The 25,172-nt window shown below is 64.5% G+C and carries 25 protein-coding genes; 16 read left to right on the forward strand and 9 right to left on the reverse strand.

Annotated elements, in window-relative coordinates; translation table 11 throughout:
* Window positions 1-50: 50 nt before the first annotated feature.
* A complete protein-coding gene (locus tag KH389_RS16620) occupies window positions 51-701 on the reverse strand; it encodes a GNAT family N-acetyltransferase (RefSeq protein WP_043860883.1) in 651 nt (216 codons plus the stop codon).
* 149 nt (window positions 702-850) lie between these two features.
* Here KH389_RS16620 and xthA point away from each other — a divergent pair, with 149 nt between their 5' ends.
* The 3 genes from xthA (at window position 851) to KH389_RS16635 (ending at window position 4,218) form a co-directional block, all read left to right on the forward strand.
* Window positions 851-1,663: an exodeoxyribonuclease III gene (xthA, locus tag KH389_RS16625; protein ID WP_043860884.1), complete on the forward strand. Its 813-nt coding sequence runs from the start codon at window positions 851-853 to the stop codon at window positions 1,661-1,663.
* A gap of 85 nt (window positions 1,664-1,748) precedes the next feature.
* Window positions 1,749-3,059 carry a substrate-binding domain-containing protein gene (locus KH389_RS16630; protein ID WP_213605827.1) on the forward strand — a complete coding sequence of 437 codons (1,311 nt, stop codon included), beginning with the start codon at window positions 1,749-1,751 and terminating at the stop codon, window positions 3,057-3,059.
* A gap of 160 nt (window positions 3,060-3,219) precedes the next feature.
* Window positions 3,220-4,218 carry a TerC family protein gene (locus KH389_RS16635; RefSeq protein WP_213605828.1) on the forward strand — a complete coding sequence of 333 codons (999 nt, stop codon included), beginning with the start codon at window positions 3,220-3,222 and terminating at the stop codon, window positions 4,216-4,218.
* 83 nt (window positions 4,219-4,301) lie between these two features.
* Here the strand turns inward: KH389_RS16635 and KH389_RS16640 are convergent, their stop codons facing one another.
* A complete protein-coding gene (locus KH389_RS16640; RefSeq protein ID WP_043860887.1) occupies window positions 4,302-5,531 on the reverse strand; it encodes an acyl-CoA dehydrogenase in 1,230 nt (409 codons plus the stop codon).
* Between the two features lie 150 nt (window positions 5,532-5,681).
* Here KH389_RS16640 and KH389_RS16645 point away from each other — a divergent pair, with 150 nt between their 5' ends.
* From KH389_RS16645 to KH389_RS16655, 3 genes are all read left to right on the forward strand, one after another.
* Entirely contained in the window at window positions 5,682-6,608 is a 927-nt protein-coding gene (locus KH389_RS16645) for a LysR family transcriptional regulator (RefSeq protein ID WP_058541227.1), read from the forward strand.
* Window positions 6,609-6,774: 166 nt separating this feature from the next.
* On the forward strand, window positions 6,775-7,176 hold the full coding sequence (locus KH389_RS16650) for a MerR family transcriptional regulator (protein ID WP_043860889.1): 402 nt from the start codon (window positions 6,775-6,777) through the stop codon (window positions 7,174-7,176).
* A gap of 20 nt (window positions 7,177-7,196) precedes the next feature.
* The gene (locus tag KH389_RS16655; protein WP_088515165.1) at window positions 7,197-8,096 is read left to right on the forward strand and encodes a hydroxymethylglutaryl-CoA lyase; all 900 of its coding nucleotides are present in this window, start codon (window positions 7,197-7,199) and stop codon (window positions 8,094-8,096) included.
* Window positions 8,097-8,646: 550 nt separating this feature from the next.
* Here KH389_RS16655 and KH389_RS16660 read toward each other — a convergent pair.
* Window positions 8,647-9,165 (reverse strand): MgtC/SapB family protein, encoded by a 519-nt coding sequence (locus KH389_RS16660; RefSeq protein WP_043860891.1) that lies wholly within the window; start codon window positions 9,163-9,165, stop codon window positions 8,647-8,649.
* A gap of 139 nt (window positions 9,166-9,304) precedes the next feature.
* On the opposite strand from KH389_RS16660, the gene KH389_RS16665 reads away from it, so the two are divergent.
* The 4 genes from KH389_RS16665 (at window position 9,305) to KH389_RS16680 (ending at window position 13,530) form a co-directional block, all read left to right on the forward strand.
* Window positions 9,305-9,544: a DUF3203 family protein gene (locus tag KH389_RS16665; protein WP_054915115.1), complete on the forward strand. Its 240-nt coding sequence runs from the start codon at window positions 9,305-9,307 to the stop codon at window positions 9,542-9,544.
* Between the two features lie 121 nt (window positions 9,545-9,665).
* On the forward strand, window positions 9,666-11,078 hold the full coding sequence (ccoG, locus tag KH389_RS16670; protein WP_043860893.1) for a cytochrome c oxidase accessory protein CcoG: 1,413 nt from the start codon (window positions 9,666-9,668) through the stop codon (window positions 11,076-11,078).
* Window positions 11,079-11,117: 39 nt separating this feature from the next.
* Window positions 11,118-12,527 carry a GntR family transcriptional regulator MpaR gene (gene mapR, locus KH389_RS16675; RefSeq protein WP_043860894.1) on the forward strand — a complete coding sequence of 470 codons (1,410 nt, stop codon included), beginning with the start codon at window positions 11,118-11,120 and terminating at the stop codon, window positions 12,525-12,527.
* A gap of 169 nt (window positions 12,528-12,696) precedes the next feature.
* A complete protein-coding gene (locus KH389_RS16680) occupies window positions 12,697-13,530 on the forward strand; it encodes a hypothetical protein (RefSeq protein ID WP_210013940.1) in 834 nt (277 codons plus the stop codon).
* 14 nt (window positions 13,531-13,544) lie between these two features.
* On the opposite strand, the gene KH389_RS16685 is transcribed toward KH389_RS16680, so the two are convergent.
* The 5 genes from KH389_RS16685 to KH389_RS16705 all read right to left on the reverse strand — a co-directional run bounded on the left by KH389_RS16685 (window position 13,545) and on the right by KH389_RS16705 (window position 18,605).
* Window positions 13,545-13,973, reverse strand: a complete 429-nt coding sequence (locus tag KH389_RS16685) for an actin-binding ADF family protein (protein WP_210013939.1) — start codon at window positions 13,971-13,973, stop codon at window positions 13,545-13,547.
* Between the two features lie 150 nt (window positions 13,974-14,123).
* Entirely contained in the window at window positions 14,124-14,744 is a 621-nt protein-coding gene (locus KH389_RS16690; protein ID WP_058541232.1) for a cell wall hydrolase, read from the reverse strand.
* A 64-nt stretch (window positions 14,745-14,808) separates the two neighbouring features.
* The gene (locus tag KH389_RS16695; protein WP_078480749.1) at window positions 14,809-16,113 is read right to left on the reverse strand and encodes an NAD(P)/FAD-dependent oxidoreductase; all 1,305 of its coding nucleotides are present in this window, start codon (window positions 16,111-16,113) and stop codon (window positions 14,809-14,811) included.
* Complete coding sequence (locus tag KH389_RS16700) at window positions 16,110-17,198, reverse strand: polyamine ABC transporter substrate-binding protein (RefSeq protein ID WP_043860898.1); 1,089 nt, start codon at window positions 17,196-17,198, stop codon at window positions 16,110-16,112. The genes KH389_RS16695 and KH389_RS16700 overlap by 4 nt, the downstream gene beginning before the upstream one ends.
* Before the next feature lie 48 nt (window positions 17,199-17,246).
* Window positions 17,247-18,605, reverse strand: coding sequence for a glutamine synthetase family protein (locus KH389_RS16705; RefSeq protein WP_213605829.1), 1,359 nt, complete (start codon window positions 18,603-18,605; stop codon window positions 17,247-17,249).
* Between the two features lie 173 nt (window positions 18,606-18,778).
* Here KH389_RS16705 and KH389_RS16710 point away from each other — a divergent pair, with 173 nt between their 5' ends.
* The 6 genes from KH389_RS16710 (at window position 18,779) to KH389_RS16735 (ending at window position 24,573) form a co-directional block, all read left to right on the forward strand.
* Window positions 18,779-19,693: a helix-turn-helix domain-containing protein gene (locus KH389_RS16710; RefSeq protein WP_054915122.1), complete on the forward strand. Its 915-nt coding sequence runs from the start codon at window positions 18,779-18,781 to the stop codon at window positions 19,691-19,693.
* Window positions 19,683-19,892, forward strand: a complete 210-nt coding sequence (locus tag KH389_RS16715) for a DUF6434 domain-containing protein (protein WP_116054828.1) — start codon at window positions 19,683-19,685, stop codon at window positions 19,890-19,892. The genes KH389_RS16710 and KH389_RS16715 overlap by 11 nt, the downstream gene beginning before the upstream one ends.
* A 91-nt stretch (window positions 19,893-19,983) precedes the next feature.
* Window positions 19,984-20,421, forward strand: coding sequence for a hypothetical protein (locus KH389_RS16720; protein ID WP_043860902.1), 438 nt, complete (start codon window positions 19,984-19,986; stop codon window positions 20,419-20,421).
* A 148-nt stretch (window positions 20,422-20,569) separates the two neighbouring features.
* Window positions 20,570-21,073, forward strand: coding sequence for a sigma-70 family RNA polymerase sigma factor (locus KH389_RS16725; RefSeq protein ID WP_043860903.1), 504 nt, complete (start codon window positions 20,570-20,572; stop codon window positions 21,071-21,073).
* On the forward strand, window positions 21,070-22,041 hold the full coding sequence (locus KH389_RS16730; protein ID WP_213605830.1) for a FecR domain-containing protein: 972 nt from the start codon (window positions 21,070-21,072) through the stop codon (window positions 22,039-22,041). Before KH389_RS16725 ends, KH389_RS16730 begins: the two co-directional genes overlap by 4 nt.
* A gap of 108 nt (window positions 22,042-22,149) precedes the next feature.
* Window positions 22,150-24,573 carry a TonB-dependent siderophore receptor gene (locus KH389_RS16735; protein ID WP_213605831.1) on the forward strand — a complete coding sequence of 808 codons (2,424 nt, stop codon included), beginning with the start codon at window positions 22,150-22,152 and terminating at the stop codon, window positions 24,571-24,573.
* Window positions 24,574-24,652: 79 nt separating this feature from the next.
* On the opposite strand, the gene KH389_RS16740 is transcribed toward KH389_RS16735, so the two are convergent.
* A complete protein-coding gene (locus KH389_RS16740; protein WP_213605832.1) occupies window positions 24,653-25,114 on the reverse strand; it encodes a GNAT family N-acetyltransferase in 462 nt (153 codons plus the stop codon).
* Window positions 25,115-25,172: the final 58 nt, after the last annotated feature.

Genomic DNA, 25,172 nt, shown 5'->3' on the forward strand with positions numbered 1-25,172 from the left:
AGAGCTTGGCGGTTGCCCGCAGCTCGCCGACGGTCTGATACACCACCCCTTCAGGCCTGTGCCTGGCGCAAACGCTGGGGATTGGGATGAAAAAACACATGCTCGCGGATTGGTCCTACAGCAATTTCACCGATTTCCAGGTAGCCCTGTCGCTTGTAGAACTCGAGGTAGTGGTCATTGCCGGTATTCAGTACCACGCCTTCGGACTGTTCGTCCTCGGCGCACCAGTCATGCAGCGCCAGCAGCAACTGTTCGCCATAGTGATGGCCCTGGAACTGCGGGTGAATGCCCAGTAGCGGCAGCACATGCACCGCGTCGCCCGGCACACAGGCCATGACCGCGGCCTGGTAGTCCAGGTAGCGCCGGGTACAGCGCAGGCCGGCGCTCAGCAGCATGCGCAGGCGCCACGCCCAGCTCTCGGTGATGCCCAGGCGCCGCTGCGGCGGGGCGATCAGGGCGATGCCGATCAGCCGGTCCTGCACCAGCAGGCCCAGGGCCGGCAGGTCCTGGAAGAAATGCTGACGCACCAGCTCGCGTACCGTGGCGCGCACGCGATGGTCGTAGCCGGGGCGATCGGCCTCGAACAGGTAGCGAAAGGTCGGCTCATGCCGGTAGGCCTGGTACAGCAGCGAGCGCGCCTCACGGCTGTAGCCGCTGTCGAGCTGACGAACTTCGGCCGGTACGGCAGGGGTATCGGACATGGTGACTCTCCTGGTGGGCTTCAATGCCTCTTTCTGAGTAGTGCGCGCTGGCCAACGTTCCCTTTGACTATAGGCCAGGACGCCACGCGTGCTGACACGCCGGGCGCCATCGGCTAGCATTCCCGATTTGCTCAGGATTGCGCCCCCCCATGAAGATCGTCTCGTTCAACATCAATGGCCTGCGCGCCCGCCCCCATCAACTGGCCGCGCTGATCGAAAAGCACCAGCCGGACGTGATCGGCCTGCAGGAAACCAAGGTGTCCGACGAGCAGTTCCCGCTGGCCGAGGTGCAGGCGCTGGGCTACCACGTGCACTTTCACGGGCAGAAGGGCCACTACGGTGTCGCCCTGCTGTCGCGCCAGGCGCCGCTGAGCCTGGTCAAGGGCTTCAGCACCGATGAAGAGGACGCGCAGCGGCGTTTCATCTGGGGCACCTTCGCCGACGAGCACGGCAACCCCATCACCATCATGAACGGCTACTTCCCCCAGGGCGAAAGCCGCGACCACCCCACCAAGTTCCCGGCCAAGCAGCGCTTCTACGAAGACCTGCAGGCCCTGCTCGAATCCCGATTCCAGAACGACCAGCCACTGGTGGTGATGGGCGATGTGAACATCTCGCCCGAGGACTGCGACATCGGCATCGGCCCAGACAATGCCAAGCGCTGGCTGAAGACCGGCAAGTGCAGCTTCCTGCCCGAAGAGCGCGAGTGGATGGCGCGCCTGAAGAACTGGGGCCTGACCGACAGCTTCCGCCATCTGCACCCGGAAGTGGCCGACCGCTTCAGCTGGTTCGACTACCGCAGCCGCGGCTTCGAGGACGAGCCCAAGCGCGGGCTGCGCATCGACCTGATCCTGACCTCCCAGGCACTGCTGCCGCGCATCAAGGCCGCCGGGGTCGACTACGAGTTGCGCGCCATGGAGAAACCCTCCGACCATGCGCCGATCTGGCTGGAACTGAACTGAGCCATGCGCTCGATGGCAGTCATTGGACTGTCATCGATCTGTCTTAATCTGCGCTCACCATCTTGAGTGCAGAGCACCCCCGGCAATGTTGCGATCTTTCTGTCTGCTGCTTGGCCTGCTGCCGGCGCTGTGCTGCGCCGAGCCGGCCAGCCTGCGCCTGCAAGGCTCCAATACCGTGGGCAGCGTGCTCGGCCCCGCGCTGGTACGCGGCCTGCTGCAGGCCCAGGGCGCCCGGTCGATCCAGACCCTGCCCGGCGCACGACCCAACGAGGTGTGGGTGCAGGGGGTTTCGCCACAGGGCCAGACACTGCGCGTGAGCATTGCCGCCCATGGCTCGAGCACCGGCTTTGCCGCGCTCAAAAGCGGCGACGCCGACCTGGCGGCCACCTCACGCCCGATCAACGACAGCGAGCAGCAGGCGCTGCACGCGCTGGGCGACCTGAAAAGTGCCGACGCCGAACAGGTCATCGCCCTCGATGGCGTGGCCGTCATCGTGCACCCGGACAACCCGCTGCCCCAGCTGAGCACCACGCAACTGGCGCAGATCTTCGCCGGCCGCATCACCACCTGGGATGAACTGGGCGCCGGCAGCGGGCCGATCCACCTCTACGCCCGCGATGACCGCTCGGGCACCTTCGACACCTTCAAGGCCCTGGTGCTGGACGCCCAGCAGTATTCGCTGGCCAGCCACGCCAGGCGTTTCGAGTCCGGCGAGCAGTTGGCCGACGAGGTCAGTGTCGACCGCCAGGCCATCGGCTTCAGCAGCCTGGCGTCGGTGCACGGGGCCAAGGTGCTGGCCATCGTCGACGGCACCTCCCAGGCCATGCTGCCGACCCCCGCCCTGGTGGCCAGCGAAGACTACCCGCTGTCGCGGCGACTGTACCTGTACCTGCCGCCCGCCCAGCGCAACCCGCTGGCCAGTGCCCTGGTGGAGTTCGCCCAGAGCGCAGCGGGCCAGGCCATCGTGGCCAGCAGCGGGTTCGTCGCACAGCAGGTGCGGCCGGTCCAGGTACAGGCCTTGCCGGGCATGCCGGCGCAGTACCGCCAGTTGATCGCCAACGCCAGGCGCCTGAATGTCAATTTCCGCTTCCAGGAAGGCAGCGCCAGCCTCGACAACAAGGCGCTGCGCGATGTGCAGCGCGTGCTGGCGTACCTGCGCGAACACCAGAAGCTGCAGCACAGCGTGGTGCTGGTGGGGTTTGGCGACGCCAAGGACGACCCCGACCGCGCCGCCCTGCTCTCGCGGCTGCGGGCCATGGCGGTACGCCGCGAACTGGTGCGCGAAGGGGTGAACCTGCGCGAAGTGACGGGCCTGGGCGGTCAGATGCCAGTGGCGACCAATGCCGCCGAAGAAGGCCGAATCCGCAATCGCCGCGTGGAAGTCTGGGTCTACTGACTCACCCACCCGGGAAACCATTTGTAACAGCCTCCCCCCTCACCCTTTCCAGAGGCGAGCTAGGCTTTGGCTCAGTGACACCGGGCCCCTCTGACGGCTGATCGCCGCCATGTCGGAGTCACAGTTGTTTTCATACAACTACGACGACAAGGAGGGGCTCATGAGCGCTCTGCCGTTATTTCTCTTCGACGATTTCCTGGGCACGGCCGTGTGGCTGTGGCTGGTGTTCATCACCCTGGTGGTGGCTCTGCTGGTCCTGGACCTTGGCGTGCTGCACCGTCGCCCGCACGACATCGAAATGCGCGAAAGCCTGCTGCTGTACTCGGCCTACTTCAGCGTGGGGCTGCTGTTCGGTGGCTGGGTGTGGCTGGAGCTGGGTGCGCAGAGCGCGCTGGAGTTCTACACCGGGCTGCTGGTGGAGCAGTCGCTGTCGATGGACAACGTGTTCGTCATGGCGATGATCTTCGGCTTTTTCGGCATCCCGCGCCGCTACCAGCAGCGCGTGCTGTTCTGGGGCATTCTGGGCGTGGTGGTGCTGCGCGCCCTGATGATCGGCCTGGGCAGTGCGCTGGTGCAGGAATTCGACTGGATACTGTACCTGTTCGGCGCATTCTTGCTGTTTACCGGCCTCAAGATGCTGTTCACCCGCCACGAAACGCACCCGGACCTGGCACACAACCCGGTGATCAGGTTCGTGCGCCGGCACATGCGCGTGACCGATGACCTGCATGGGGCGCGCTTCTTCGTGCGCCTCAAGCCGGCTGGCCAGCCCAGGGCACTGCTGTACGCCACGCCGCTGTTCCTGGCCCTGGTGCTGATCGAGCTGGCCGACCTGGTGTTCGCGGTAGACAGCGTGCCGGCCATCCTGGCGATCACCCAGGACCCCTTCATCGTGTACACCTCCAACATCTTCGCCATCCTGGGCCTGCGTGCGCTGTACTTCGCCCTGGCGGCGCTGGTGCACCGCTTCGTTTACCTCAAGTACGCCCTGGCGCTGGTGCTGATATTCATCGGCGGCAAGATCTTCGCCCACGGCCTGATCGGCAAGGTGCCGCCGCTGCTGTCGCTGTGCGTGACGTTCGGGCTGCTGGCCGGTGGCGTGCTGCTGTCGCTGTTCAAGACACGAACGGCGGCCGAGGAGGTGAAACGGGTGGAGTAGCCTCGGGCAGCGTGTAGATACCCTCGCGGATCATGCCCGCCCCACCCGGTCAGCAGGCGATCCGCGAGGGCATCGACGCGGGCTCAGTGCCCGCTGCGCAGCATCTCCCGGGGCACGTACTTGCCGATCTCGTACTTGCCGATCGCCGCGCGGTGCACTTCATCCGGCCCGTCGGCCAGGCGCAGGGTGCGTTGCATCGCGTACATGTAGGCCAGCGGGAAGTCGGCGCTGACCCCTGCCCCGCCGTGAATCTGGATGGCCCGGTCGATCACCTTCAGCGCCACGTTCGGTGCCACCACCTTGATCTGCGCGATCTCGCTGCGGGCCACCTTGTTGCCGACGGTGTCCATCATGTAGGCCGCCTTGAGGGTCAGCAGCCGGGCCATGTCGATCTCCATGCGCGAGTCGGCGATCTTGTCGATGTTGCCACCCAGGCGCGCCAGCGGCTTGCCGAATGCGGTGCGCTCGGCCGAACGCTTGCACATCAGCTCAAGGGCACGCTCGGCCATGCCGATCGAACGCATGCAGTGATGGATGCGCCCCGGCCCGAGACGGCCCTGGGCGATCTCGAAGCCGCGCCCTTCGCCCAGCAGCACGTTGTCATACGGTACGCGCACGTTCTCGAACAGCACCTCGGCGTGGCCGTGGGGCGCATCGTCGTAGCCGAACACCGGCAACGGGCGAACGATCTTCACCCCCGGTGCATCGGTAGGCACCAGGATCATCGAGTGCTGCTGGTGACGCGGCCCGTCCGGGTTGCTCAGGCCCATGAAGATCATGATCTTGCAACGCGGGTCGCAAGCGCCGGAGGTCCACCACTTGCGGCCGTTGATCACCCACTCGTCACCGTCGCGCACCGCCCGTGCGGCCATGTTGGTGGCATCGGACGAGGCCACGTCGGGCTCGGTCATGGCGAACGCCGAACGGATCTCACCGCGCAGCAGCGGCTCCAGCCACTGGCGTTTCTGCGCCTCGCTGCCGTAGCGCACCAGGACCTCCATGTTGCCGGTGTCCGGGGCCGAGCAGTTGAACGGTTCCGGCCCCAGCAGCGAGCGGCCCATGATTTCGGCCAGCGGCGCGTACTCCAGGTTGGTCAGGCCGGCGCCCAGCTGCGACTCGGGCAGGAACAGGTTCCACAGGCCCTCGGCCTTGGCCTTGTCCTTGAGTTCTTCCATGATCGCGGTCGGCTGCCAGCGATCACCTTCGGCAACCTGGCGTTCGAACACCGCCTCGGCGGGATATACATAGGCGTCCATGAACGCGGTGACGCGTTCGCGCAGTGCCTGGACCTTGGGTGAATAGGCGAAATCCATGAGCGGTACCTGCTGGGAAAGGCGAGTGATTTAAGAGATCTGGCTTGGATGCTAGATCACCGGGCAAAATCCACCTAGCCTATTCTCGGCGTGTATAAACATTCATAACCGATATATGATCGGGCCATAACTCCAACAAGAGCGGCATCCATGAACCTCAGCAAGGTCGATCTGAACCTGTTCATCGTCTTCGATGCGATCTACACCGAAGCCAACCTGACCCGTGCCGGGCAGATCGTCGGCATCACCCAGCCTGCGGTGTCCAACGCGCTGGCGCGGCTGCGCGAGACCTTCAACGACCCGCTGTTCGTGCGCACGGCCCAGGGCATGGTGCCCACGCCCATGGCCCAGAACATCATCGGCCCGGTGCGCAATGCCTTGTCGCTGCTGCGGGTGTCGGTGCAGGAGAGCCGCATCTTCAACCCCTTGCAGGCCAACAAGACCTTCCGCATCAGCATGACCGACCTTACCGAGGCGGTGGTGCTGCCATCGCTGTTCCAGCGCCTGCGCCGGCTGGCGCCGAACGTGGTGATCGAGAGCTTTCTGTGCAAGCGCCGCGAGACCACCAAGGAACTGGCCGCCGGACGCCTGGACTTTGCCGTGGATGCACCGCTGAACACCGACCCGCAGGTGCGTCACGTCAAGCTGATGCAGGACCCGTTCGTGTGCGCGATGCGCCAGGGCCACCCGCTGGCCAGGGACAGCATCAGCCTGGAGGATTACCTGAGCCTGACCCACATCCAGATCTCCAGCCGGCGCAACGGCCTGGGGTATGTGGACCTGGCGCTCGGCAAGCAGGGGCTCAAGCGCAAGATCGCGCTGCGCTCGCAGCATTACCTGATGGCCTCGCAGGTGCTGCAGCAGACCGACATGGTGATGACCGTGCCGGAGCGCTTCGCGCGGCGCCATCAACTGAGCTACGTGAGCCTGCCGGTGGGCGACGTGCCGCCTTTGGAAACCCACCTGTACTGGCATGAAAGCACCGACCAGGACCCGGCCAACCGCTGGATGCGCGAGCAGATGATCGAGTTGTGCCAGGCGGTGGTGGCGCAGGACGAGCGGGAGGCACGCGCATAAGCTGCGGGCTGCGTTGAAGCCATCGCGGGTCGAGCCCGCTCCCACCCGACCTGCGCTGAAGCTGTGGGAGCGGGCGTGACCCGCGACAGGCATCCCGAATGCCTGCTTGACGTATACGTCAAGCAGCCAGTAGCTTAGCCGCATGCCCCCTTCCCCGAGCCATGCAATGAGCAGCCAGACCTACAGCATCTCCGACCTTTCCCGCGAACTCGACATCACCACCCGGGCCATCCGCTTCTATGAGGAGCAGGGCTTGCTCAGCCCCGAACGTCGTGGCCTGGAGCGTGTGTATTCGGCCCGCGACAAGGTCAGCCTCAAGCTCATCCTGCGCGGCAAGCGCATCGGTTTCTCGCTGGCCGAGTGCCGCGAGCTGATCGAACTCTACGACCCCACCAGCGGCAATCAGAAACAGCTGCACAGCATGCTGGCGAAGATCGCCGAGCGCCGCGCCCAGCTCGAACAGCAACTGCTCGACATCCAGCAGATGCAGCTGGAGCTCGACACCGCCGAGGAGCGCTGCCAGCAGGCGCTGGCCACCACCCTGAACAATCAGAAAAACGGCCATTGAGGCCCACAGGAACCCTAGCCATGTCATTGCCTACCCATGTGCGTCTGGTCGAAGTCGGCCCCCGCGACGGCCTGCAGAACGAAGCCCAACCCATCAGCGTAGCGGACAAGGTCCGCCTGGTGGATGACCTGACCGACGCCGGCGTGTCCTATATCGAGGTGGGCAGCTTCGTCTCGCCCAAGTGGGTACCGCAGATGGCCGGTTCGGCCGACGTGTTCGCCAGCATCCGCCAGCAGCCCGGCATCACCTATGCGGCGCTGGCCCCCAACCTGCGCGGTTTCGAAGACGCACTGGCCGCAGGCGTCAAGGAGGTGGCCGTGTTCGCCGCCGCGTCCGAGGCGTTTTCGCAGCGCAACATCAACTGCTCGATCAGCGAAAGCCTGCAGCGCTTCGCGCCCATCATGCAGGCGGCGCGCGAACACGGGGTGAAGGTACGCGGCTATATCTCGTGCGTGCTGGGCTGCCCCTATGAAGGCCAGGTAGATGCCGAGCAGGTCGCCCCCATCGCCCGCGAGCTGCGCGACATGGGCTGCTATGAAGTGTCGCTGGGCGACACCATCGGCACCGGCACCCCGGGCGCCACCCGCCGCCTGTTCGAAGTGGTCGGCGCGCAGGTGCCGCGTGCCGAGCTGGCCGGGCACTTCCACGATACCTACGGCCAGGCGCTGGCCAACGTGTACGCCAGCCTGCTGGAGGGAATCAACGTGTTCGACAGTTCGGTCGCCGGCCTGGGCGGCTGCCCGTATGCCAAGGGCGCCAGTGGCAACGTGGCCAGTGAAGACCTGCTGTACCTGCTGCAGGGCCTGGGTATCGAGACCGGCATCGACCTGGACAAGCTGATCGACGCCGGCCAGCGCATCAGTGCCGTGCTGGGCCGCGCCAGCGGTTCGCGTGTGGCCAGGGCACGCGCTGCCCGGTAACGGTGCGCAGCAACAGGGCCAATGGGGGGTGAGTGTTACCGCCGCCACACCCGACAGGGGAAATCCGGGTAACACGGAAACAAATCAGCACAATTTCCCGTGGCGATTTTTCCATCAAACCAGCAAACCATTGATTTTATTGGGTTTTAAAAAGTTGGCACGGCACCTGCTATATCTTTCGTACAACAACAATAAAAAATGCGACAACCCAATAAAAATAAGACGTACCGGCTCTGACATAACAAGAACAACACGGCAGAGGCGCAGCTAACAGATTTTTTTGAAGTGGATGGCTTTTCGGGGGCGTGCCCCGCGACCTGACAGAGAACAATAAAACTACCCCAAGGTAGCGCCCGTCTCGGTTGGATCAGCAATGATAAAGGTCGATCAGCGCTCAAAAAAATACGTTTGCTCTTGATCCCGGATGGGGATCGCAACGCAACAAGAGGCAAGGGTCGCCAAAAACAACAATAGACCACCCTCCAATAATAAAAAGAGCACACGCAACAAAATTTGAGGGGAGCCCAGGCTCCCCTCAGTGCTTGCTGCCCTACTCGTTCTGCTGGTCATCCTCTGGCTTGCGCTTCTCCAGGCGGTCGACCACCCACGGCATCACCCCCAGCACCAGCAACGCCAGCACCGTGCTCACCAGCGCAGTGGCTTCGCGCCCCATGCCTGCGGCCACGCCGATGGCGGCGGTCATCCACAGGCCCGCAGCAGTGGTCAGGCCCTTCACATGGCCCGCATCGTCCTCCTTGCCCTTGAGTATGGTGCCCGCCCCCAGAAAGCCGATGCCGGCGACGATCCCCTGCACCACCCGACTCAACGCTGCGTCGTCCGCCCCGGCCATGCGCGGCACCAGCACGAACAGCGCCGCACCGATGGCCACCAGCATGTGCGTGCGCACTCCCGCCGCCTTGCCCTTGAGCTCGCGCTCGAAGCCCAGCACCGCCCCCAGCAGCGCAGCCATCAGCAGGCGCACCGTCACCTGCGTCAGTTGCTTGGCATCGGTGATATCGGCGAATTCGGCAATCAGTGTCGACCAGACTTGGTGCCACCAGGCGTCCATGAGCAGCGTCCATCAGCAAGGGGATACTGGATGGACAACAGCCTGGCGCGCGAGTGCTGTCGACCGCTGATCGGCCACGCTCAGCAACCCGGCCGGCAACGGAGTCACAGCTGTAAGCCCCCCGTTCGAGGACACCGCCATGCCCATTGAAATCAACGAAACCACCAAGCGCTGCACCCTGATAGCCGATGACCTGAACATCGAAGGTGAAGCGGCAGAGGTGCAGATCATCACCGATGCCGACCTGCGCATGTCGATCGCGACCCTGGCCGGGCAACGGGTGCCGATCACCGAGGCAGAGGCTGACGCGCTCACCGTGGCAGGTGCGGTGGATAGTCGCAGGCATTTGAAGACCTCCGAGGAGGGCTCGATCATATAAGGGCTGCAGGGTTTCAAGGGATAATCTGATACGGTTTTTATCCAGATATCTGCACCTGTTATGCAAACAGATGGGACGCCATAGTGCTCTGGCCTGATCGAGGCCTGATGAGCGACGAACCATGAGCGAACGAATTCCCGTCCAGATCGTTGAAATTGCCGAGCCCTCCACGTTCAAGAAGAAGGCCGCCAGCAGCGACAGACACATCCACACCCGTAGCTTCACCGGCTTTTTCCGAAACCTGCGCCTGGGTGGCGCGGGTTTTCTGTTTCTGCTGTTTTTCGGCACCGTCTGGCTGAACTGGGACGGGCGCCAGGCGGTCCTCTGGGACCTGGCCGACAGCAAGTTCCACATCTTCGGCGCCACCTTCTGGCCGCAGGACTTCATCCTGCTGTCGGCGCTGCTGATCATCTGCGCCTTCGGCCTGTTCGCCATCACCGTGTTCGCCGGGCGCGTCTGGTGCGGCTACACCTGCCCGCAAAGCACCTGGACCTGGGTGTTCATGTGGTGCGAAAAGGTCACCGAGGGCGAACGCAACCAGCGCATCAAGCTCGATGCGGCGCCCTGGGGCCCCAACAAGCTGGCGCGCCGCGCAGCCAAGCACACCCTGTGGCTGGGCGTCAGCCTGCTGACCGCACTGACCTTCGTCGGCTACTTCACCCCCATCCGGCCACTGACCCAGGAGCTGTTCACCCTGCAGCTGGGTGGCGTCAGCCTGTTCTGGATCCTGTTCTTCACCGGTGCCACCTACATCAACGCAGGCTGGCTGCGCGAGGCGGTGTGCATGCACATGTGCCCGTATGCCCGGTTCCAGAGCGTGATGTTCGACAGGGACACCCTCACCATCGCCTATGACCCGCAGCGCGGCGAGTCGCGCGGGCCGCGCAAGAAGGACGCCAACCACAAGGCCCAGGGCCTGGGCGACTGCATCGACTGCCACATGTGCGTGCAGGTATGCCCCACCGGCATCGACATCCGCGACGGCCTGCAGATGGAGTGCATCGGCTGCGCCGCCTGCATCGACGCCTGCGACAGCATCATGGACAAGATGAGCTACCCACGCGGGCTGATCGGCTACAAGTCCGAGCACACCCTGCAAGGCGGCACCACCCAGTGGATGCGTCCGCGCCTGCTGGGCTACGTGACCGTGCTGGTGGTGATGATCGGCGCCCTGGTGATCGCCCTGCAGCAACGCCCGATGGTGTCGATGGACGTGATCAAGGACCGCGGCCTGTTCCGCGAGAACGCCCTGGGGCAGATCGAGAACATCTACACCCTCAAGGTCATCAACAAGACCCAGCAGCCGCAGACCTACCGCCTGCGCCTGGTGGACGCCGAAGGCTTCGAACTGCATGGCAAGACCGAGTTCACCCTGGCGGCCAGCGAGATGAGCGATATACCGGTCTCGGTGGCGATGCTGGCCGACCGTGCGCCCAGCAGCTCCCAGGAGATCAGCTTCGAACTCATCGACACCGACCAGCCGAACGTGCGCAGCCTTGCGCGCAGCCGTTTTGTCGCGCCTTTGAACCGCTGATCACATACACTCCGCTGAGTCAGACCGCCCAGAGCCATGATGAAACGCTACGAGAAATTCGCCGACGACATTGCCGAACTGATTCGCTCCGGGGTACTCGGCCCCGGCCAGCGCGTGCCGTCGGTGCGTTACGCCAGCCAGACCCACGGGGTCAGCCCGTCCACGGTGTTCCAGGCCTACTACCTGCTGGAGCGTCGCGGGCTGATCCGGGCCCGGCCGCGCTCGGGCTACTTCGTCAACACCCACGCCCCGCGCCAGTTCAACGAGCCGCAGATCATCGAGCAGGCCAGCGAATCGACCGAAGTGGACGTCAGCGAGCTGGTGTTCTCGATCCTCGACTCGATCAAGGACCCGCAGACGGTGGCCTTCGGTTCGGCGTTCCCCAGCCCCAACCTGTTCCCGCTGCCGCGCCTGGCGCGCTCGCTGGCCAGCGCCAGCCGCGAGATGGACCCGCGCATGGTGGTCACCGACCTGTCGCCGGGCAACCCGCAACTGCGCCGCCAGATCGCCCTGCGCTACATGGTCGGCGGCTTGATGCTGCCGATGGAAGAACTGCTGATCACCAACGGTGCGCTGGAGGCATTGAACCTGTGCCTGCAGGCGGTAACCGAGCCGGGTGACCTGGTGGCCATCGAGGCACCGGCGTTCTATGCCTGCCTGCAGATTCTGGAGCGGCTCAAGCTCAAGGCGGTGGAGATTCCGGTGCACCCGCGCGAAGGCATCGACCTGGGGGTGCTGGCGCAGACGCTGGAGCGGCATCCGGTCAAGGCCGTGTGGTGCATGACCAACTTCCAGAACCCGGTGGGCGCGAGCATGCCGGAAGACAAGAAGAAGCAGCTGGTCGAGCTGCTGAGCGTGCACCAGGTGCCGCTGATCGAAGACGACGTGTATGCCGAGCTGTACTACGCGCAGCAGGCGCCCAAGCCGGCCAAGGCATTCGACACCGAAGGGCTGGTGATGCATTGCGGCTCGTTCTCCAAGAGCCTGGCGCCGGGCTACCGGATCGGCTGGGTGGCGGCCGGGCGCTATGCGCAGAAGATCGAGCGGCTCAAGCTGATGACCTCGCTGTGTGCATCGATGCCGGCGCAGGCGGCGATTGCCGACTACCTGCAGCACGGTGGCTACGACCGCCACCTGCGGCGCCTGCGCTATGCGCTGGAAGAGCAGCAGAACGCCATGCTGGCGGCGATTGCCCGGCACTTCCCGGCGCAGACGCGGGTCAGCCACCCCAGCGGCGGGTACTTCCTGTGGCTGGAGCTGCCGGAGCAGATGGACTCGCTGAAGCTGTTCCAGATGGCATTGGCCCAGGGCATCAGCATTGCGCCGGGGCCGATCTTTTCGCCGACGCGCCGGTTTCGCAACTGCATCCGCCTCAATTACGGCAGCCCCTGGACCGAGCAGTCGGAGCAGGCGATGGAGACGCTGGGGCGGATCGTGCGGTCGTTCTGAGGGGCTGGCATGACGGTCAACGCCCCATCGCGGGTCAAGCCCGCTCCCACATGACTGCGGTGATCCTGTGGGAGCGGGCCTAACCCGCGATTGGGTCGGTGCAGCCCCTTGCCCACACCCGCACAATCGCGCACCATCCCCTCCCGCACTTGCCCACGGATGGCCCCGGATGAAACCGCTGTACCTGCTACTGGCCCTGCCCCTGCTGCCCGCCTGCAGCCTGATCGGTTTCGTCGCCAAGGAAAGCGTCGTGGGCGCCACCAGCCACTACGGCTTGAGCAGCACCACGCTGATCGCCGAACTCCCGCCCAACCACGGCGTCACCTACAACGCCAGCTACGCCCCGCTCGACCCGTACCGCTGCACCGTGGCCTCCCCCGCCACCGGCGGCATGCGCTCGCGCCCCAACCAGTACCGCACCGACCAGGCCGATGCGCACCCCGACGCGCGCACCGTCACGTTCAGGATCCCGCTGACCTACACCATCGGCAGTTGCACCCAGCAACTGGACAACATCACAGTGAGCATCAAGTCCCCCAGCGGGCGGTACAGCCTGGCGGGGGTCAAGGTATTGCCGGCACTGCCCGACGGCACTGGGCCGGTGCGCGACGCAGACCCCGAGCTGGTTGTGCGCCGCCTGTGCGGCACGGCCTACCACATCGTGCCCGGGCATGAGCGCCACGTGCTGGCCAGGGACATCGACTGCCTCGCCGCCGACAGCCAGTGGCAACCGCTGGAGCGGACCTCCAGGCACCCCGGCCCGGTCGCCAACGTCGCCTACACCCAGCTGAACAAGACCGACCTGCGCTTCGTGTACCGCCTCATCGACAAGGAGTGGCCGCTTTACCCCGAGAACTGGTCACCGGTCGGCGATGGCATGAAGCCCTGCGCTTCACAATGGAAGTGGGTTGGCGAAGCCTCCTGCAGTTATCGTGACCCGACATTTTCGACTTTCGAGATGGACGGTCGTGAATGCACTCTTTATCCAGGCTGTACAGAGTAAGCCCGAATGGATATTTACCGAATTGCAAGGCCATTACTAAACTTAGCCAGAACCAAGTCGTATTCAAGATCTTTCTTTTCAGATGCCTGAATGTCTAAAGCAATACCAGTTAAAGCACGTCTAAGTGCATCCTTACTGGAGGCATAGTCCATCCTTTTTCTTATGGGGGCCGAGTCATCTGCGTATAGAGTAAACAAAATTGCATTTCGTCTCCCCTCAACGGTTTCAAACTCAAAGTCGACGACAGCATATCGCACTTCATTCGGGGTCAGCGCGCTCAGAAAATCCTCGTAGGTTGCGGACCTATCGCCTGTTGATTCAACAACAACCTCCTTGTAATCATCTGAGATCTTGAAAACAATATACCTAAACGCTTTACTTAATTTGAGCGAATTGTAAGCATTTCGACACTCATCCGTCACTAACACACCAGTGCTTGACATGGCCATCATCCTCTTCCGATTCAATCGCGTACCACGCCAACTAACCGCGAAGTCAGGCATCACCATACAACAGCGCCTAATCAACCGACACTGGCAAAGTTATCAGGTTACATACTGCTGAAAACAGGCTGCGCCCTGCTTACCTGCCAATCACCGCGCCTCCCCCGCACGCGGCTTGTAGAACAGGAACCTGGGAGTTTCGGCGGTCTTCAAGTACGTCCTGGCCCACGCGGGATGCACATGGCGGTCATGAAAGTACATCGCGCCATCGGTGCTGTCGGTCAGTTGCTGATTCAGCGCCTTGCGCGCGATTTCCTTGGCCACGGTGTACTGCACCGGCTCTTCCACATCGTCCGAGCGCCCGTCGCACCACCACGAGAACTGGCATGTACGCTCCTTGATGCCCTGCTTGACCACCTCGCACACGGTGCCCGGAAACCCTTCGTGCCCCAGCCGGTTCATCACCACGCTGGCCACACCCTGCATGTCCGCCGCCTCACCGCCCTTGGCCTCCCAGTAGAGGGTGCGCGCCAGGCAGGTGATCGCGTCATCCAGCGCGGCCTCGCCCTTGGGGTCGACCGCCTGCACTTCGCTGCGGGTGATGGCCTGGTCGCTGGGTACGCTGGCCTCGCGCCCCTGTTCGGCAGCCTTCTGCTCCAGCACCTGGGCCTTGTCTTCGGCTACCGCCGCAGGCGGCGCCGCGGCGGCAGAGCCCGGCAGAACAGCGATCAACCACACGGCAAGACAGCAAACTGCAGCGAATGAGCGCATGACCGAGCCTTCTTGTGAGCCTCTGATAGATGCACAGTAGCTGCAACCGGCGATTTGCGCCGCCCTACCCCAGCAGCTCGCGCAGGCGGTACCACAACATGCCCAGCGCCAGCAGTGGCGAGCGCAGGGCCGGGCCGCCGGGGAAGGTCATGTGCGGCACCTTGCTGAAGATATCCAGGCCCTGGCTATGCCCGGCGTGGATCGCCTCGGCCAGCAACTTCGCCGTCCAGTGGGTGACGTTCACCCCGTGCCCCGAATAGCCCTGGGCGTAGAACACGTTGGGGTGCTGCTGCAGGCGTCCCACCTGCGGGAAGCGATTGGCGGTAATGCCGATCTTGCCGCCCCACTGAAAGTCGATGCGCACATCCGCCAGCTGCGGGAACACCTTGAGCAGCTTGGGCAGCATGTAGCCGGCGATATCCGCCGGGTCGCGCCCGGAATAATGGCAGGCCCCGCCGAACAGCAGGCGCCGGTCGGCAGTAAGGCGGTAGTAGTCCAGGCCGACCTTCTGGTCGCACAGCGCCAGGTTCTGCGGGATCAGCCCGGCGGCGCGCGGTGCCGACAGCGGCTCGGTGGTGATGATGTAGCTGCCGGCCGGCAGCACCTTGCCGCTCAGGCGTGGCTCCAGGTCGTCCAGGTGCGCATTGCACGCCAGCACCAGGCTGCCAGCCCGCACGCTGCCGCGCGCGCAGCGCACCTGCACGGTGGGGCCATGCACCAGTTCGAGCACCGTGCTGTGCTCGAACACCTGCACCCCCAGCGACGCCGCCAGGCGCGCCTCGCCCTGCACCAGGTCGAGCGGGTGCAGGTGGCCGGAGCCCATGTCCAGCAGCCCGCCGGCATACACCTTCGAGGCCACCACCTCGTGCATCTGCTGCGGCCCGTAGAGTCGGGTCTGGTGCCGATAGCCCAACGCCTCCAGGCTCTGCTGTTCAGCCTGGAACGCTGCGTACTGCGCCGGGGTATTGGCCAGCTCGCAGAAGCCCCAGCGCAGGTCGCAGTCGATGCCGTCCTCCTGCACCCGGCGGCCCACCACCTCCACCGACTCGATGCCGGCGCGTTGCAGGTAGGCCACCCCTTCCTGCCCCACGTAGCGGGCAAACCCCGACACCTCGTGGCCGATGCCGCGAATCAGTTGCCCGCCGTTGCGCCCGCTGGCACCCCAGCCGATGCGCCGCCCCTCCAGCAACACCACCGAAAGCCCGCGGCGAGCCAGTTCGATGGCGGTGTTGACCCCCGTGAAGCCACCGCCGATCACGCACACATCGGCGATCAGGTCCTGCTCCAGCGTCGGGTAGTCGGCCTGGCGTCTGGCCGTCGCTGCGTAGTACGAACGGGCGTGTTGCGCATTGCCATTCACGTTGTTCATTTGTTCGATTTCACTTTGCTCCACGAGCGGGTCATCAAACGCATGATGGCCGGCGTGGGGGTGCTTGAGATATACAGTTTGTCGAGCACCGCCTGGGGCGGATACACCTCGGGGTTGTCGACCAGGTCGGCGGCCATGTACTGGCGCGAAGCCGGCGTCGGGTTGGCGTAGCCCACCAGGGTGCTGACCTTGGCGATCACCTGCGGGTCCATCAGGTAGTTGATGAAGGCGTGCGCCTCCTTGGGGTTGGTGGCGTCGGCCGGGATCGCCAGCAGGTCGAACCACAGGTTGCTGCCCTCCTTGGGAATCGAATAGGCGATGTTCACGCCGTTATGGGCTTCCCTGGCGCGGTTGGCCGCCTGGAACACGTCGCCGGAGTAACCGAAGGCGATGCAGATGTCGCCGTTGGCCAGGTCCGTGACGTACTTGGAGGAATGGAAGTAGGTGATGTACGGGCGCAGCGCCAGCAGCTTGGCCTCGGCCTTCTTGTAGTCCTGCGGGTTTTCGCTGCGCGGGTCCAGGCCCATGTAGTTGAGCACTGCCGGGAACAGCTCGTCGGCCGAATCCATGAACGACACGCCGCACTGGCTGAGCTTTTTCAGGTTCTCGGGCTCGAACAGCACCGCCCACGAATCGATATGGTCGATGCCCAGCACCTGCTTGACCTTGTCGACGTTGTAGCCGATGCCATTGGTGCCCCACAGGTAGGGCACCGAGTGGCGGTTGCCGGGGTCGTTGTCCTCCAGTTTCCTGAGCAGCACCGGGTCGAGGTTCTTCCAGTTGGGCAGTTGCGAGCGGTCCAGCTCCAGAAACGCCCCGGCCTTGATCTGGCGCGCCAGGAAGTGGTTGGACGGCACCACCACGTCGTAGCCGGTGCGCCCCGCCAGCAGCTTGCCCTCCAGGGTTTCGTTGGAGTCGAACACGTCGTAGATCACCTTGATCCCGGTCGCCCCCTGAAAGTCGGCCAGGGTGGTAGGGCCGATGTAATCGGTCCAGTTGTACACGCTGACGCTCGGCTGGGCCTGTGCGGCGGCCCCCCACAGCAACCCCAGAGCCACCGGCAACACGGATTTCAACAGACGCATATCGACACCTCTTCTGATTGTTTTATCGATGATCGGCAGGTCAGCGCATCACACGCTCAGCAGCAGGAACTCGCGCTCCCACGAACTGATCACGCGCTTGAAGTTCTCGTGCTCGGCGCGCTTGACCGCCACGTAGCCACGCACGAACTTGCTGCCCAGGTAGCGTTCGATGGTCGGGCAGTCTTCCATGTGCGCCAGCGCGTCCTCGATGGTGATCGGCAGGCGCAGGTTGCGCCGCTCATACGCACGCCCCTGCACCGGGGCGCTGGGCGCGATGCCCTCGACCATGCCCAGGTAGCCGCACAGCAGGCTGGCGGCAATCGCCAGGTACGGGTTGGCATCGGCGCCGGGCAGGCGGTTCTCAACGCGCATCGACTCGGGGCTGGAGGTGGGCACGCGCAGGCCCACGGTGCGGTTCTCTTCGCCCCACTCCACGTTTACCGGCGCCGAGGTGTCGGGCAGAAAGCGGCGGAACGAGTTGACGTTGGGCGCGAACATCGGCAACACCTTGGGGATGTACTTCTGCAGGCCGCCGATATGCTGCAGAAACAGCTCGCTCATGCTGCCGTCGTCATTGACGAAGATCGGCTTGCCGGTGGCGCTGTCGACCACGCTCTGGTGCAGGTGCATGGCGCTGCCCGGCTCGTCGCCCACCGGCTTGGCCATGAAGGTGGCGGTGACGTTGTGCTTGAGTGCGGCCTCGCGCATGGTGCGTTTGAACACGGTGATCTGGTCGGCCAGGTCCAGGGCGTCGCCGTGGCGGAAGTTGATTTCCATCTGCGCCGGGCCGTCTTCGTGAATCAGCGTGTCCAGGTCCAGGCCCTGGGCCTCGCACCAGTCGTAGACGTCCTCGAACAGCGGGTCGAACTCGTTGGCGGCATCGATGGAGAACGACTGGCGGCCACTTTCGGCGCGGCCCGAACGGCCCAGTGGCGCCTGCAACGGCAGGTCCGGGTCTTCGCAGCGCTGGGTCAGGTAGAACTCCATCTCCGGTGCCACGATCGGTTGCCAGCCCTTGTCGGCGTACAGCTTGAGGACTTTCTTGAGCACGTTGCGCGGCGACAGCTCGATGGGGTTGCCCTGCTTGTCGAAGGTGTCGTGGATCACGATCGCGGTGGGCTCCAGCGCCCAGGGTACCGGGTAGATGGCCGTCGAGTCGGGGCGGCAGAGCATGTCGATGTCGGCCGGGTCGAGCAGGCCGTAGTAGATCTCGTCCTCGACGAAGTCGCCGGTCACGGTCTGCAGCAGCACACTTTCCGGCAGGCGCATGCCTCGCTCATGCAGGAACTTGTTGGTGGGGGCGATCTTGCCGCGGGCGATACCGGTCAGGTCGGTGACCACGCATTCCACTTCAGTGATCTTGTGTTCTTTCAGCCAGGTGGACAGCTGATCGAAGGGGGTATTCATGAGAACCTCGTTGTCGTGATGCAGGGCATGCGCAAGGGTGTGTGTGGCGCGGGCGGGCAAGGCCTGGCTTCCCCTGCGCCGCGTTGAGGTCTATCTTGGTGCCGCAGCTGCGGCTGCATCTATCCACTTTGAGCAGAAGAAAATGCACCAAAGCAGTGCATTCAGAGGTTCTCATGACAACCCCGTCGCCCTTGCGGGTACAGGCCTTCACCAGTGCCGATGTGGCCGAACAGGTACGCGCCACGCCAGGCTGGGCACAGCACTACCAGCAGATGTCACCCGGGCACTTTGCCGGCATGGTGCGCTGCCTCGACCTGCAGGGCGTGGAGGTGTACGAAGAGCGCATGAACACCCGGGTGGAGCAGAGCTTCAGCGCCCCCGGCGGTTCGCTGTCGTTCTGCTTCGACCGCAGTGACAACAGCCTGTACGTGCTCAATGGCGAAAGCCGCAACATCTGGATCACCCCCGAGAACTACCAGGAAGTGGCCGTCGTGTTCGGCCCTGCGTTCGTGCGTGAGCACGGCGTGGACGTTGCGGCGCTCGAAGGTCTGTTCATGGCACCGCTCAATTCCCAGCGCAATGCCTTGTTCAGCGGCTGGCTGAGCAGTACCCTGACGCGCCTCTCGCAGAGCGAGGACGCGCCGTGCCAGCAGGTGCTGGCCAGGCAGTTGCTGGACGATTGTCTGTACATTCTCGACACCGCCTCGGTGTGCCTGGACCGCGGCGAGCTGTGGCGGCGCACCGAGGAGCGCACCATCATGCGCAAGGTCAGCGAATGGGCGGCGGATTCGCCGGAGGAGTCATTGAACCTGCTGCAACTGGCGCAGGTGGCCGGCAGTTCGGTGCGTCAGTTGCAGCATGCGTTCAAGGCGTACACCGGCATCACGCCCAGCCACTGGCTGCGCCTGCGCCGCCTCAATGGCGCACACCGCGAGCTGCTGACCGCGCGCGGCCACACCGTGGCGGAAGTGGCGATGCGCTGGTCGTTCTGGCACCTGGGGCGGTTTTCCAGCAGTTATCAGGCGCTGTTCAAGGAGTTGCCCAGTGAAACCCTCAAACGACGCAAGGAGACGCGGTATGGCTTTTGACTGGCATGGCGGGGTGATTACCCGGGAGACACCGGTGGGCGAGGATTACCGCAACACGCAGAACGTGCGGCGGTTCATGCGTGAGCAGTGTGGCGAGGATTTCAGGTTCGACCGGCCGTTGATGGCATGGATAGTCGATGGTACGGCGCGGACGATGGGGGATGTGGTGGATGAGTGGGCCAGGCGTCGTAGTGCTTAGCTGAACCCGCGACATCCCCGCGCAAGTACCCACTGGCAGCCCAGGCTGGTATTGTGCCGCCCTGCAAACCCAACTGGATGACTGTGAGGAAATGACGTTGAACGCTGATGCGAACATGACCGGGGACCTGTTCGAAGTCGACAAGCGCCTGGGCCTCAAACCCGTGGTGGACTTCAACACCTACCTGCGCGCCGCATTCGCCGACGGCGCCTGCGCATGCAGCCGCTGCCTGGAAAACAAGAGCGACGAGAGCGGCTACGCCTTCGCCCATACCTTCGACTTCCAGGGCCAGGTCACCCATCGCCGCTTCGCCACCACCACCGCCAGCGATGTGCTGATGGTCCTGAAAAAAGCCTGGCTGTCCTACACCAAGGCCGAACTGGATGTCAGCGGCAACCTGGACCTGGACGCCATCAAGGCCTTCGTCGAGCCACAGCTGCACAAACGCCTGGTGCCACTGTTCGTCGCCAGCGGGCTGGTTGTCGAGGTCGACGGGCAACTGGTGCTGCAAGCCCAGGCCGCCGCCTGACGGCCATGCCTGGGGCGCGTTGCCGGCAGAGCCGCCAACGCGCCCCAGGCGCAACCCGCGCGCGATTGCACCCCCGCCCAGGCTACACACAGGCATTGCGACACTGTAGTATTGAGAACTATTCACATTCACTGTCGAGTCGTTCCCGGTGCACACGCCTTCCTCCAAGCTCGGCTTCTTCTTCAGCGACCACCACCGCTGGCTGCTGCAACACATCCAGAAGCGCCTGCGCAACCGCGCCGACGCCGAAGACACGGCTGCCGAGGCGTTCTGCCAATTGCTGGTGGCGCGGGTTGATCCGGACAGCATCCAGCAACCGCGGGCCTTTCTGTCGACCATCGCGCGCCGGCTGATCTTCGACCGCCACCGCCGCCGCCAACTCGAAAATGCCTACCTGGAACGCCTGTCGAGCCTGCCCGAGCAGGTAGCGCCCTCCCCGGAGGAACAACTGCTGCTGGTCGAAGCGCTGGTGGCCATCGACCGAGCGCTCACCGGCCTGCCCGCGGTGGTCAAGGCAGCCTTCCTCTACAGCCAGCTCGATGGCCTGAGCTATGTGGAGATCGGGCGCAAGCTCGCGCTGTCGGAACGCACCGTCAGCCGCTACATGAAACAGGCCCTGCGCCAGTGCTACCTGGCCGAGATGGCACCATGAGCAAGGCCCGCCTCGACCCGGCCGCGGAGCAGGCCATCGACTGGATGGTGCGCCTGAGCGCCGACCGCAACGACACCCGCCTGCACGCCCGTTTCGATACCTGGCTCAACAGCGACCCGGCCCATGCCCAGGCCTGGGGCCGGCTGCAGGAGCGCCTGGGTGGCGCGTTCGGCACCGTGCGGGCGCTGGACCAGCGCCTGCCCGGCCAGGCCGGCGAAGCCCGGCGCGTGCTGATGCAGCCCGGCACCTCCCGGCGCGATGTGCTGCGCGCCATCGGCGGGCTGGGCCTGCTGGGCGGCGGGCTGTGGCTGGCGGCGCGCAGCGAGGTCGGCACCACGCTGATGGCCGACCTGCACACCGGTACCGGCGAGCGGCGCACCCTGGAACTGGAAGACGGCAGCCAGCTGAGCCTGAACGCTAGCACTGCCGTCGACCTTAAATTCGATGCCCACCAGCGCCTGGTGCTGCTGCGCCAGGGCGAACTGGTGATTGAAGTGGCACCCGACCCGCAGCGCCCCCTGCGCGTGCGCACCGCCCAGGGCGAAATCCGCGCGCTGGGCACGCGCTTTCTGGTCAGCCAGCAGCCCGACGCCACCCGCGTGGTGGTGCTGCAGCATGCGGTGCGCGCACGCCTGCACGATGGTAACGAACTGGACCTGCAGGAAGGCCAGGCCGCCCTGCTGCACGCCCAGCGCATCGAGCGTCTGGGCCGTGACGAGCGTCACCGCGCCGACTGGCTGAACGGGCACCTGAATGTACTGGATGACCCGCTGGATGCAGTGGTCGACGCGCTGCGCCCCTACACCCGCGGCTTCGTGCGTGTCGCGCCGCAGGTGCGCAACCTGCGCGTGCAAGGGGTGTTCCCGCTCAACGATCCGCAGCGCAGCTTCGGTGCGCTGGCCGAAACACTGCCGATCGAGGTGCGACACTACGGCCCGTGGTTGACCCTGATCGGCCCGAAAAGCTGAGCCCGAGAACCCTCTGAAAAGTTTTTATGAAAAACAATCGCATTTGTGTCCGGTTTTCATTTCTCATCCCACCTATCTCCTGACTGCACACACAATCAGGAGAATTCCGTGCTCAACCCTTGGTCCCGCGCCCTCCCCGTCGCCGTTGCCCTGGCCACCCTGAGCTGCGCCGTGTCTGCCCAGCAGCAGGCACTTGCGTTCAACCTGCCGGCCGGCCCGCTCGCCGCCACGCTCAATGCCATCGCCAGCCAGAGCGGCCAGATCATCTCCCTCGACCCGGCCCTGGTGCAGGGCAGACAGGCCCCGGCCGTCCGTGGGCAGATGAGCGCCGAGCAGGCCCTGCAGGCCGCACTGGCCGGCAGCGGGCTGCAACTGCTGGTGACCGGCAGCGGCCACTTCAGCGTGGTGCAAGGTGTGAGTGTCGACGGCGCACTGGAGCTGGGCGCCACCAGCATCACCGAGGTGCGCAACCTGGCCACCACCGAAGGCTCGAACTCCTACGCAGCGCGGGTCACCACCATCGGCAAGGGCGAACACACGCTCAAGGAAATCCCCCAGTCGGTCAGCGTCATGACCCGCAAGCAGATGGACGACCAGGGCCTGACCAACCTCAAGGACGCCGCCAACCAGACCACCGGCCTGGTCGGCCAGCAAGGCGTGGGCAAGGGCATGATCCTGATGTCGCGCGGTTTTCAGATCGACGACTGGCAGTACGACGGCGTGCCGATTCCGCGCAACACCTACTCGCTGGGCAACTGGGCGACCCAGGACCTGATCTTCTTCGACCGCATCGAGTTCCTGCGCGGTGCCTCGGGCCTGCTGCAGGGCACCGGCAGCCCGGGCGGCGCGATCAACCTGGTGCGCAAGCGCGGGCAGGACAAACCCACCGTGACCGTCACCGGCAAGGCCGGCTCCTGGGACCACTACGGCCTGCAGCTGGACGCTGGCGGCCCGCTGAACCAGCAGGGCACGATCCGCGGGCGCTTCGTCGCCGACGAAGACCAGAGCCAGTCGTTCATCGACTACGAGTGGAGCAAGACCCACTCGCTGTACGGCGCGCTGGATTTCGACCTGAGCCCGGACACCACCGTGGGTGTGGGCGTGAGCTACTCGGACAACACCTCACGGCCCATGCTGCGTGGCCTGCCGCGCTATGCCGACGGACGCCCTGTGGACGTGCCGCGCTCGACCTATACCGGCGCGCGCTGGAACCACTCCGAAATCGACGTGACCACGGTGTTTGCCGACCTCGACCACCGCTTCAACGACGACTGGAAGGTGCATGCCGCCGCCGTGTACATGAGCGAGAGCAACGACTCGCTGCACCAGCGGGTGCAAACCACCGGCCAAGGGCTGAATCCTGACGGCAGCGGTGTCCAGTATGCCAACTGGTACACCGACTTCGACTCGACCAAAGTGGGTCTGGACGCCTACGTCAACGGCCATTTCGAAACGCTGGGGCTGCAACAGGAACTCATCCTGGGTGGCAACTATTCCCAGCTCAAGACCGACGATGTGTTCGCGCGCACCTTCATCAACGGCGGCAATATCTTCGATATCGACCACGACCGCCCCAAACCCAGCTACGACAGCCTGATGCGTGACGGCGGCCGAGCCACCGCAAGCGAATATGACGTGCGCCAGAAAGGCCTGTACGGCAGTTGGCGGGTCAAGCTGGCCGAGCCGTTGACCGTAGTGCTTGGCTCGCGCGTGAGCTGGTACGACTTCCGCTACTCCTCAGTCATCACACAGGGCAACACGGTGACGGTCGCTGACCCAAGCGTCATGACCGAAACCGGTGTGGTTACCCCCTATGCCGGCATCATCTATGACCTGACCCAGGAATGGGCGGCCTACGCCAGCTACACCGACGTGTTCCAGCCGCAGAGCGAACTCGATGCCGCACAATCGGTACTGAAGCCGATTGTCGGCAGCAACTACGAAGTGGGCCTCAAGGGCGAACTGATGGATGGCCGGGTCAACACCTCGTTCGCCGTGTTCCGCTACGACCAGAACAACCGAGCGATCACCGACGCTTCTGCGCAATGTGGCTCCGGCGATTGCTCGAAAGCGTCCGGCAAGGTGCGCAGCCAGGGTTTCGAAGCCGAAATCAGTGGCGAAGTGATGCCCGACCTGCAGCTGTTCGCCGGGTACACCTACACCACCACCACGTACATCAAGGACCCGGAGAACGAAGGCAAGGTCTTCAACCAGTGGACCCCCAAGCACATGCTGCGGGTATGGAGCGACTACCGTTTGCCGGGCGACTGGAGCCGCGTAAGCGCGGGCCTGGGCTTCAGCAGCCAGAGCCACACACTGGGTTACGAGAGTACGTTTGATGTGCCCGGTTACACGGTGTGGAATGCACGCCTGGCCTATCAGCTGACGCCTGAGGTGAGTGTGGCAGTCAACGCCAACAACCTGTTCGACAAACACTACATTGCCTCGGGCTACAACCAGCTCGGCGGCAACAACAACTACGGCGAGCCGCGCAACATGATGTTCAGCGTCAAGTACACGCCGCAGTTCTGACGCGCCTGCTTCGCCGGCAAGGCCGGCTCCTGCACAGCCTGTAGGAGCCGGCCTTGCCGGCGAATGCCCCGACGCGGTGTCACCTGCCCAGCGCCCTGGCCATCACGATGGTGCGTTCTTCCCCCTCCACCACCTCGCGTACCACCGCATACCCCAACCGCGCATAGAACGCCTGCGCCGTCAGCGAGGACGGTACCCGCAGCGCCTGCACCCCCGACGCACCGGCCAGCTCTTCAACATGCAGCATCAAGGCCCGACCGATGCCCAGCCCCTGCCGGTCCGGCGCCACGAACACCGTGCGCACCACGTCCCCCTCCAGGCTCGCGGTACCCACCACCTGCCCGCCCAACTGCGCCACCACCACCTGCCGACGCGCCATCAACCCCAGCAGCGCCTCGGAGGAAAAACTCTGCTCCACCCGCGCAATCACCGCCGGCGAATAATCCTGGCTGTTGCTCGTGCGCAAGGCCTCGACAATCACCCGGCTGATCGCCGGCGCATCCGTTTCCAGTGCTTGGCGCACCTGACATGTTTCGCTCATCACCGCCCCACTCCAGCCACCCTGCATTTGAGAATGAATGCTATTATCGCCTTCCTTT

This window comes from Pseudomonas qingdaonensis, assembly GCF_018398475.1.
GTDB classification, from domain to species: domain Bacteria; phylum Pseudomonadota; class Gammaproteobacteria; order Pseudomonadales; family Pseudomonadaceae; genus Aquipseudomonas; species Aquipseudomonas palmensis.

Bases quoted from the DNA above. Each gene is read 5' to 3' on its own strand.
- KH389_RS16695 (WP_078480749.1), bottom strand. From the start codon at position 16,113: ATGAACAACGTGAATGGCAATGCGCAACACGCCCGTTCGTACTACGCA.
- KH389_RS16650 (WP_043860889.1), top strand. From the start codon at position 6,775: ATGAGCAGCCAGACCTACAGCATCTCCGACCTTTCCCGCGAACTCGAC.
- KH389_RS16620 (WP_043860883.1), bottom strand. From the start codon at position 701: ATGTCCGATACCCCTGCCGTACCGGCCGAAGTTCGTCAGCTCGACAGC.
- KH389_RS16630 (WP_213605827.1), top strand. From the start codon at position 1,749: ATGTTGCGATCTTTCTGTCTGCTGCTTGGCCTGCTGCCGGCGCTGTGC.
- KH389_RS16700 (WP_043860898.1), bottom strand. From the start codon at position 17,198: ATGCGTCTGTTGAAATCCGTGTTGCCGGTGGCTCTGGGGTTGCTGTGG.
- KH389_RS16660 (WP_043860891.1), bottom strand. From the start codon at position 9,165: ATGGACGCCTGGTGGCACCAAGTCTGGTCGACACTGATTGCCGAATTC.
- KH389_RS16655 (WP_088515165.1), top strand. From the start codon at position 7,197: ATGTCATTGCCTACCCATGTGCGTCTGGTCGAAGTCGGCCCCCGCGAC.
- KH389_RS16730 (WP_213605830.1), top strand. From the start codon at position 21,070: ATGAGCAAGGCCCGCCTCGACCCGGCCGCGGAGCAGGCCATCGACTGG.
- KH389_RS16665 (WP_054915115.1), top strand. From the start codon at position 9,305: ATGCCCATTGAAATCAACGAAACCACCAAGCGCTGCACCCTGATAGCC.
- KH389_RS16635 (WP_213605828.1), top strand. From the start codon at position 3,220: ATGAGCGCTCTGCCGTTATTTCTCTTCGACGATTTCCTGGGCACGGCC.
- KH389_RS16685 (WP_210013939.1), bottom strand. From the start codon at position 13,973: ATGTCAAGCACTGGTGTGTTAGTGACGGATGAGTGTCGAAATGCTTAC.
- KH389_RS16645 (WP_058541227.1), top strand. From the start codon at position 5,682: ATGAACCTCAGCAAGGTCGATCTGAACCTGTTCATCGTCTTCGATGCG.
- mapR (WP_043860894.1), top strand. From the start codon at position 11,118: ATGAAACGCTACGAGAAATTCGCCGACGACATTGCCGAACTGATTCGC.
- KH389_RS16705 (WP_213605829.1), bottom strand. From the start codon at position 18,605: ATGAATACCCCCTTCGATCAGCTGTCCACCTGGCTGAAAGAACACAAG.
- KH389_RS16640 (WP_043860887.1), bottom strand. From the start codon at position 5,531: ATGGATTTCGCCTATTCACCCAAGGTCCAGGCACTGCGCGAACGCGTC.
- KH389_RS16680 (WP_210013940.1), top strand. From the start codon at position 12,697: ATGAAACCGCTGTACCTGCTACTGGCCCTGCCCCTGCTGCCCGCCTGC.
- ccoG (WP_043860893.1), top strand. From the start codon at position 9,666: ATGAGCGAACGAATTCCCGTCCAGATCGTTGAAATTGCCGAGCCCTCC.
- KH389_RS16740 (WP_213605832.1), bottom strand. From the start codon at position 25,114: ATGAGCGAAACATGTCAGGTGCGCCAAGCACTGGAAACGGATGCGCCG.
- KH389_RS16710 (WP_054915122.1), top strand. From the start codon at position 18,779: ATGACAACCCCGTCGCCCTTGCGGGTACAGGCCTTCACCAGTGCCGAT.
- xthA (WP_043860884.1), top strand. From the start codon at position 851: ATGAAGATCGTCTCGTTCAACATCAATGGCCTGCGCGCCCGCCCCCAT.
- KH389_RS16720 (WP_043860902.1), top strand. From the start codon at position 19,984: ATGACGTTGAACGCTGATGCGAACATGACCGGGGACCTGTTCGAAGTC.
- KH389_RS16690 (WP_058541232.1), bottom strand. From the start codon at position 14,744: ATGCGCTCATTCGCTGCAGTTTGCTGTCTTGCCGTGTGGTTGATCGCT.
- KH389_RS16715 (WP_116054828.1), top strand. From the start codon at position 19,683: ATGGCTTTTGACTGGCATGGCGGGGTGATTACCCGGGAGACACCGGTG.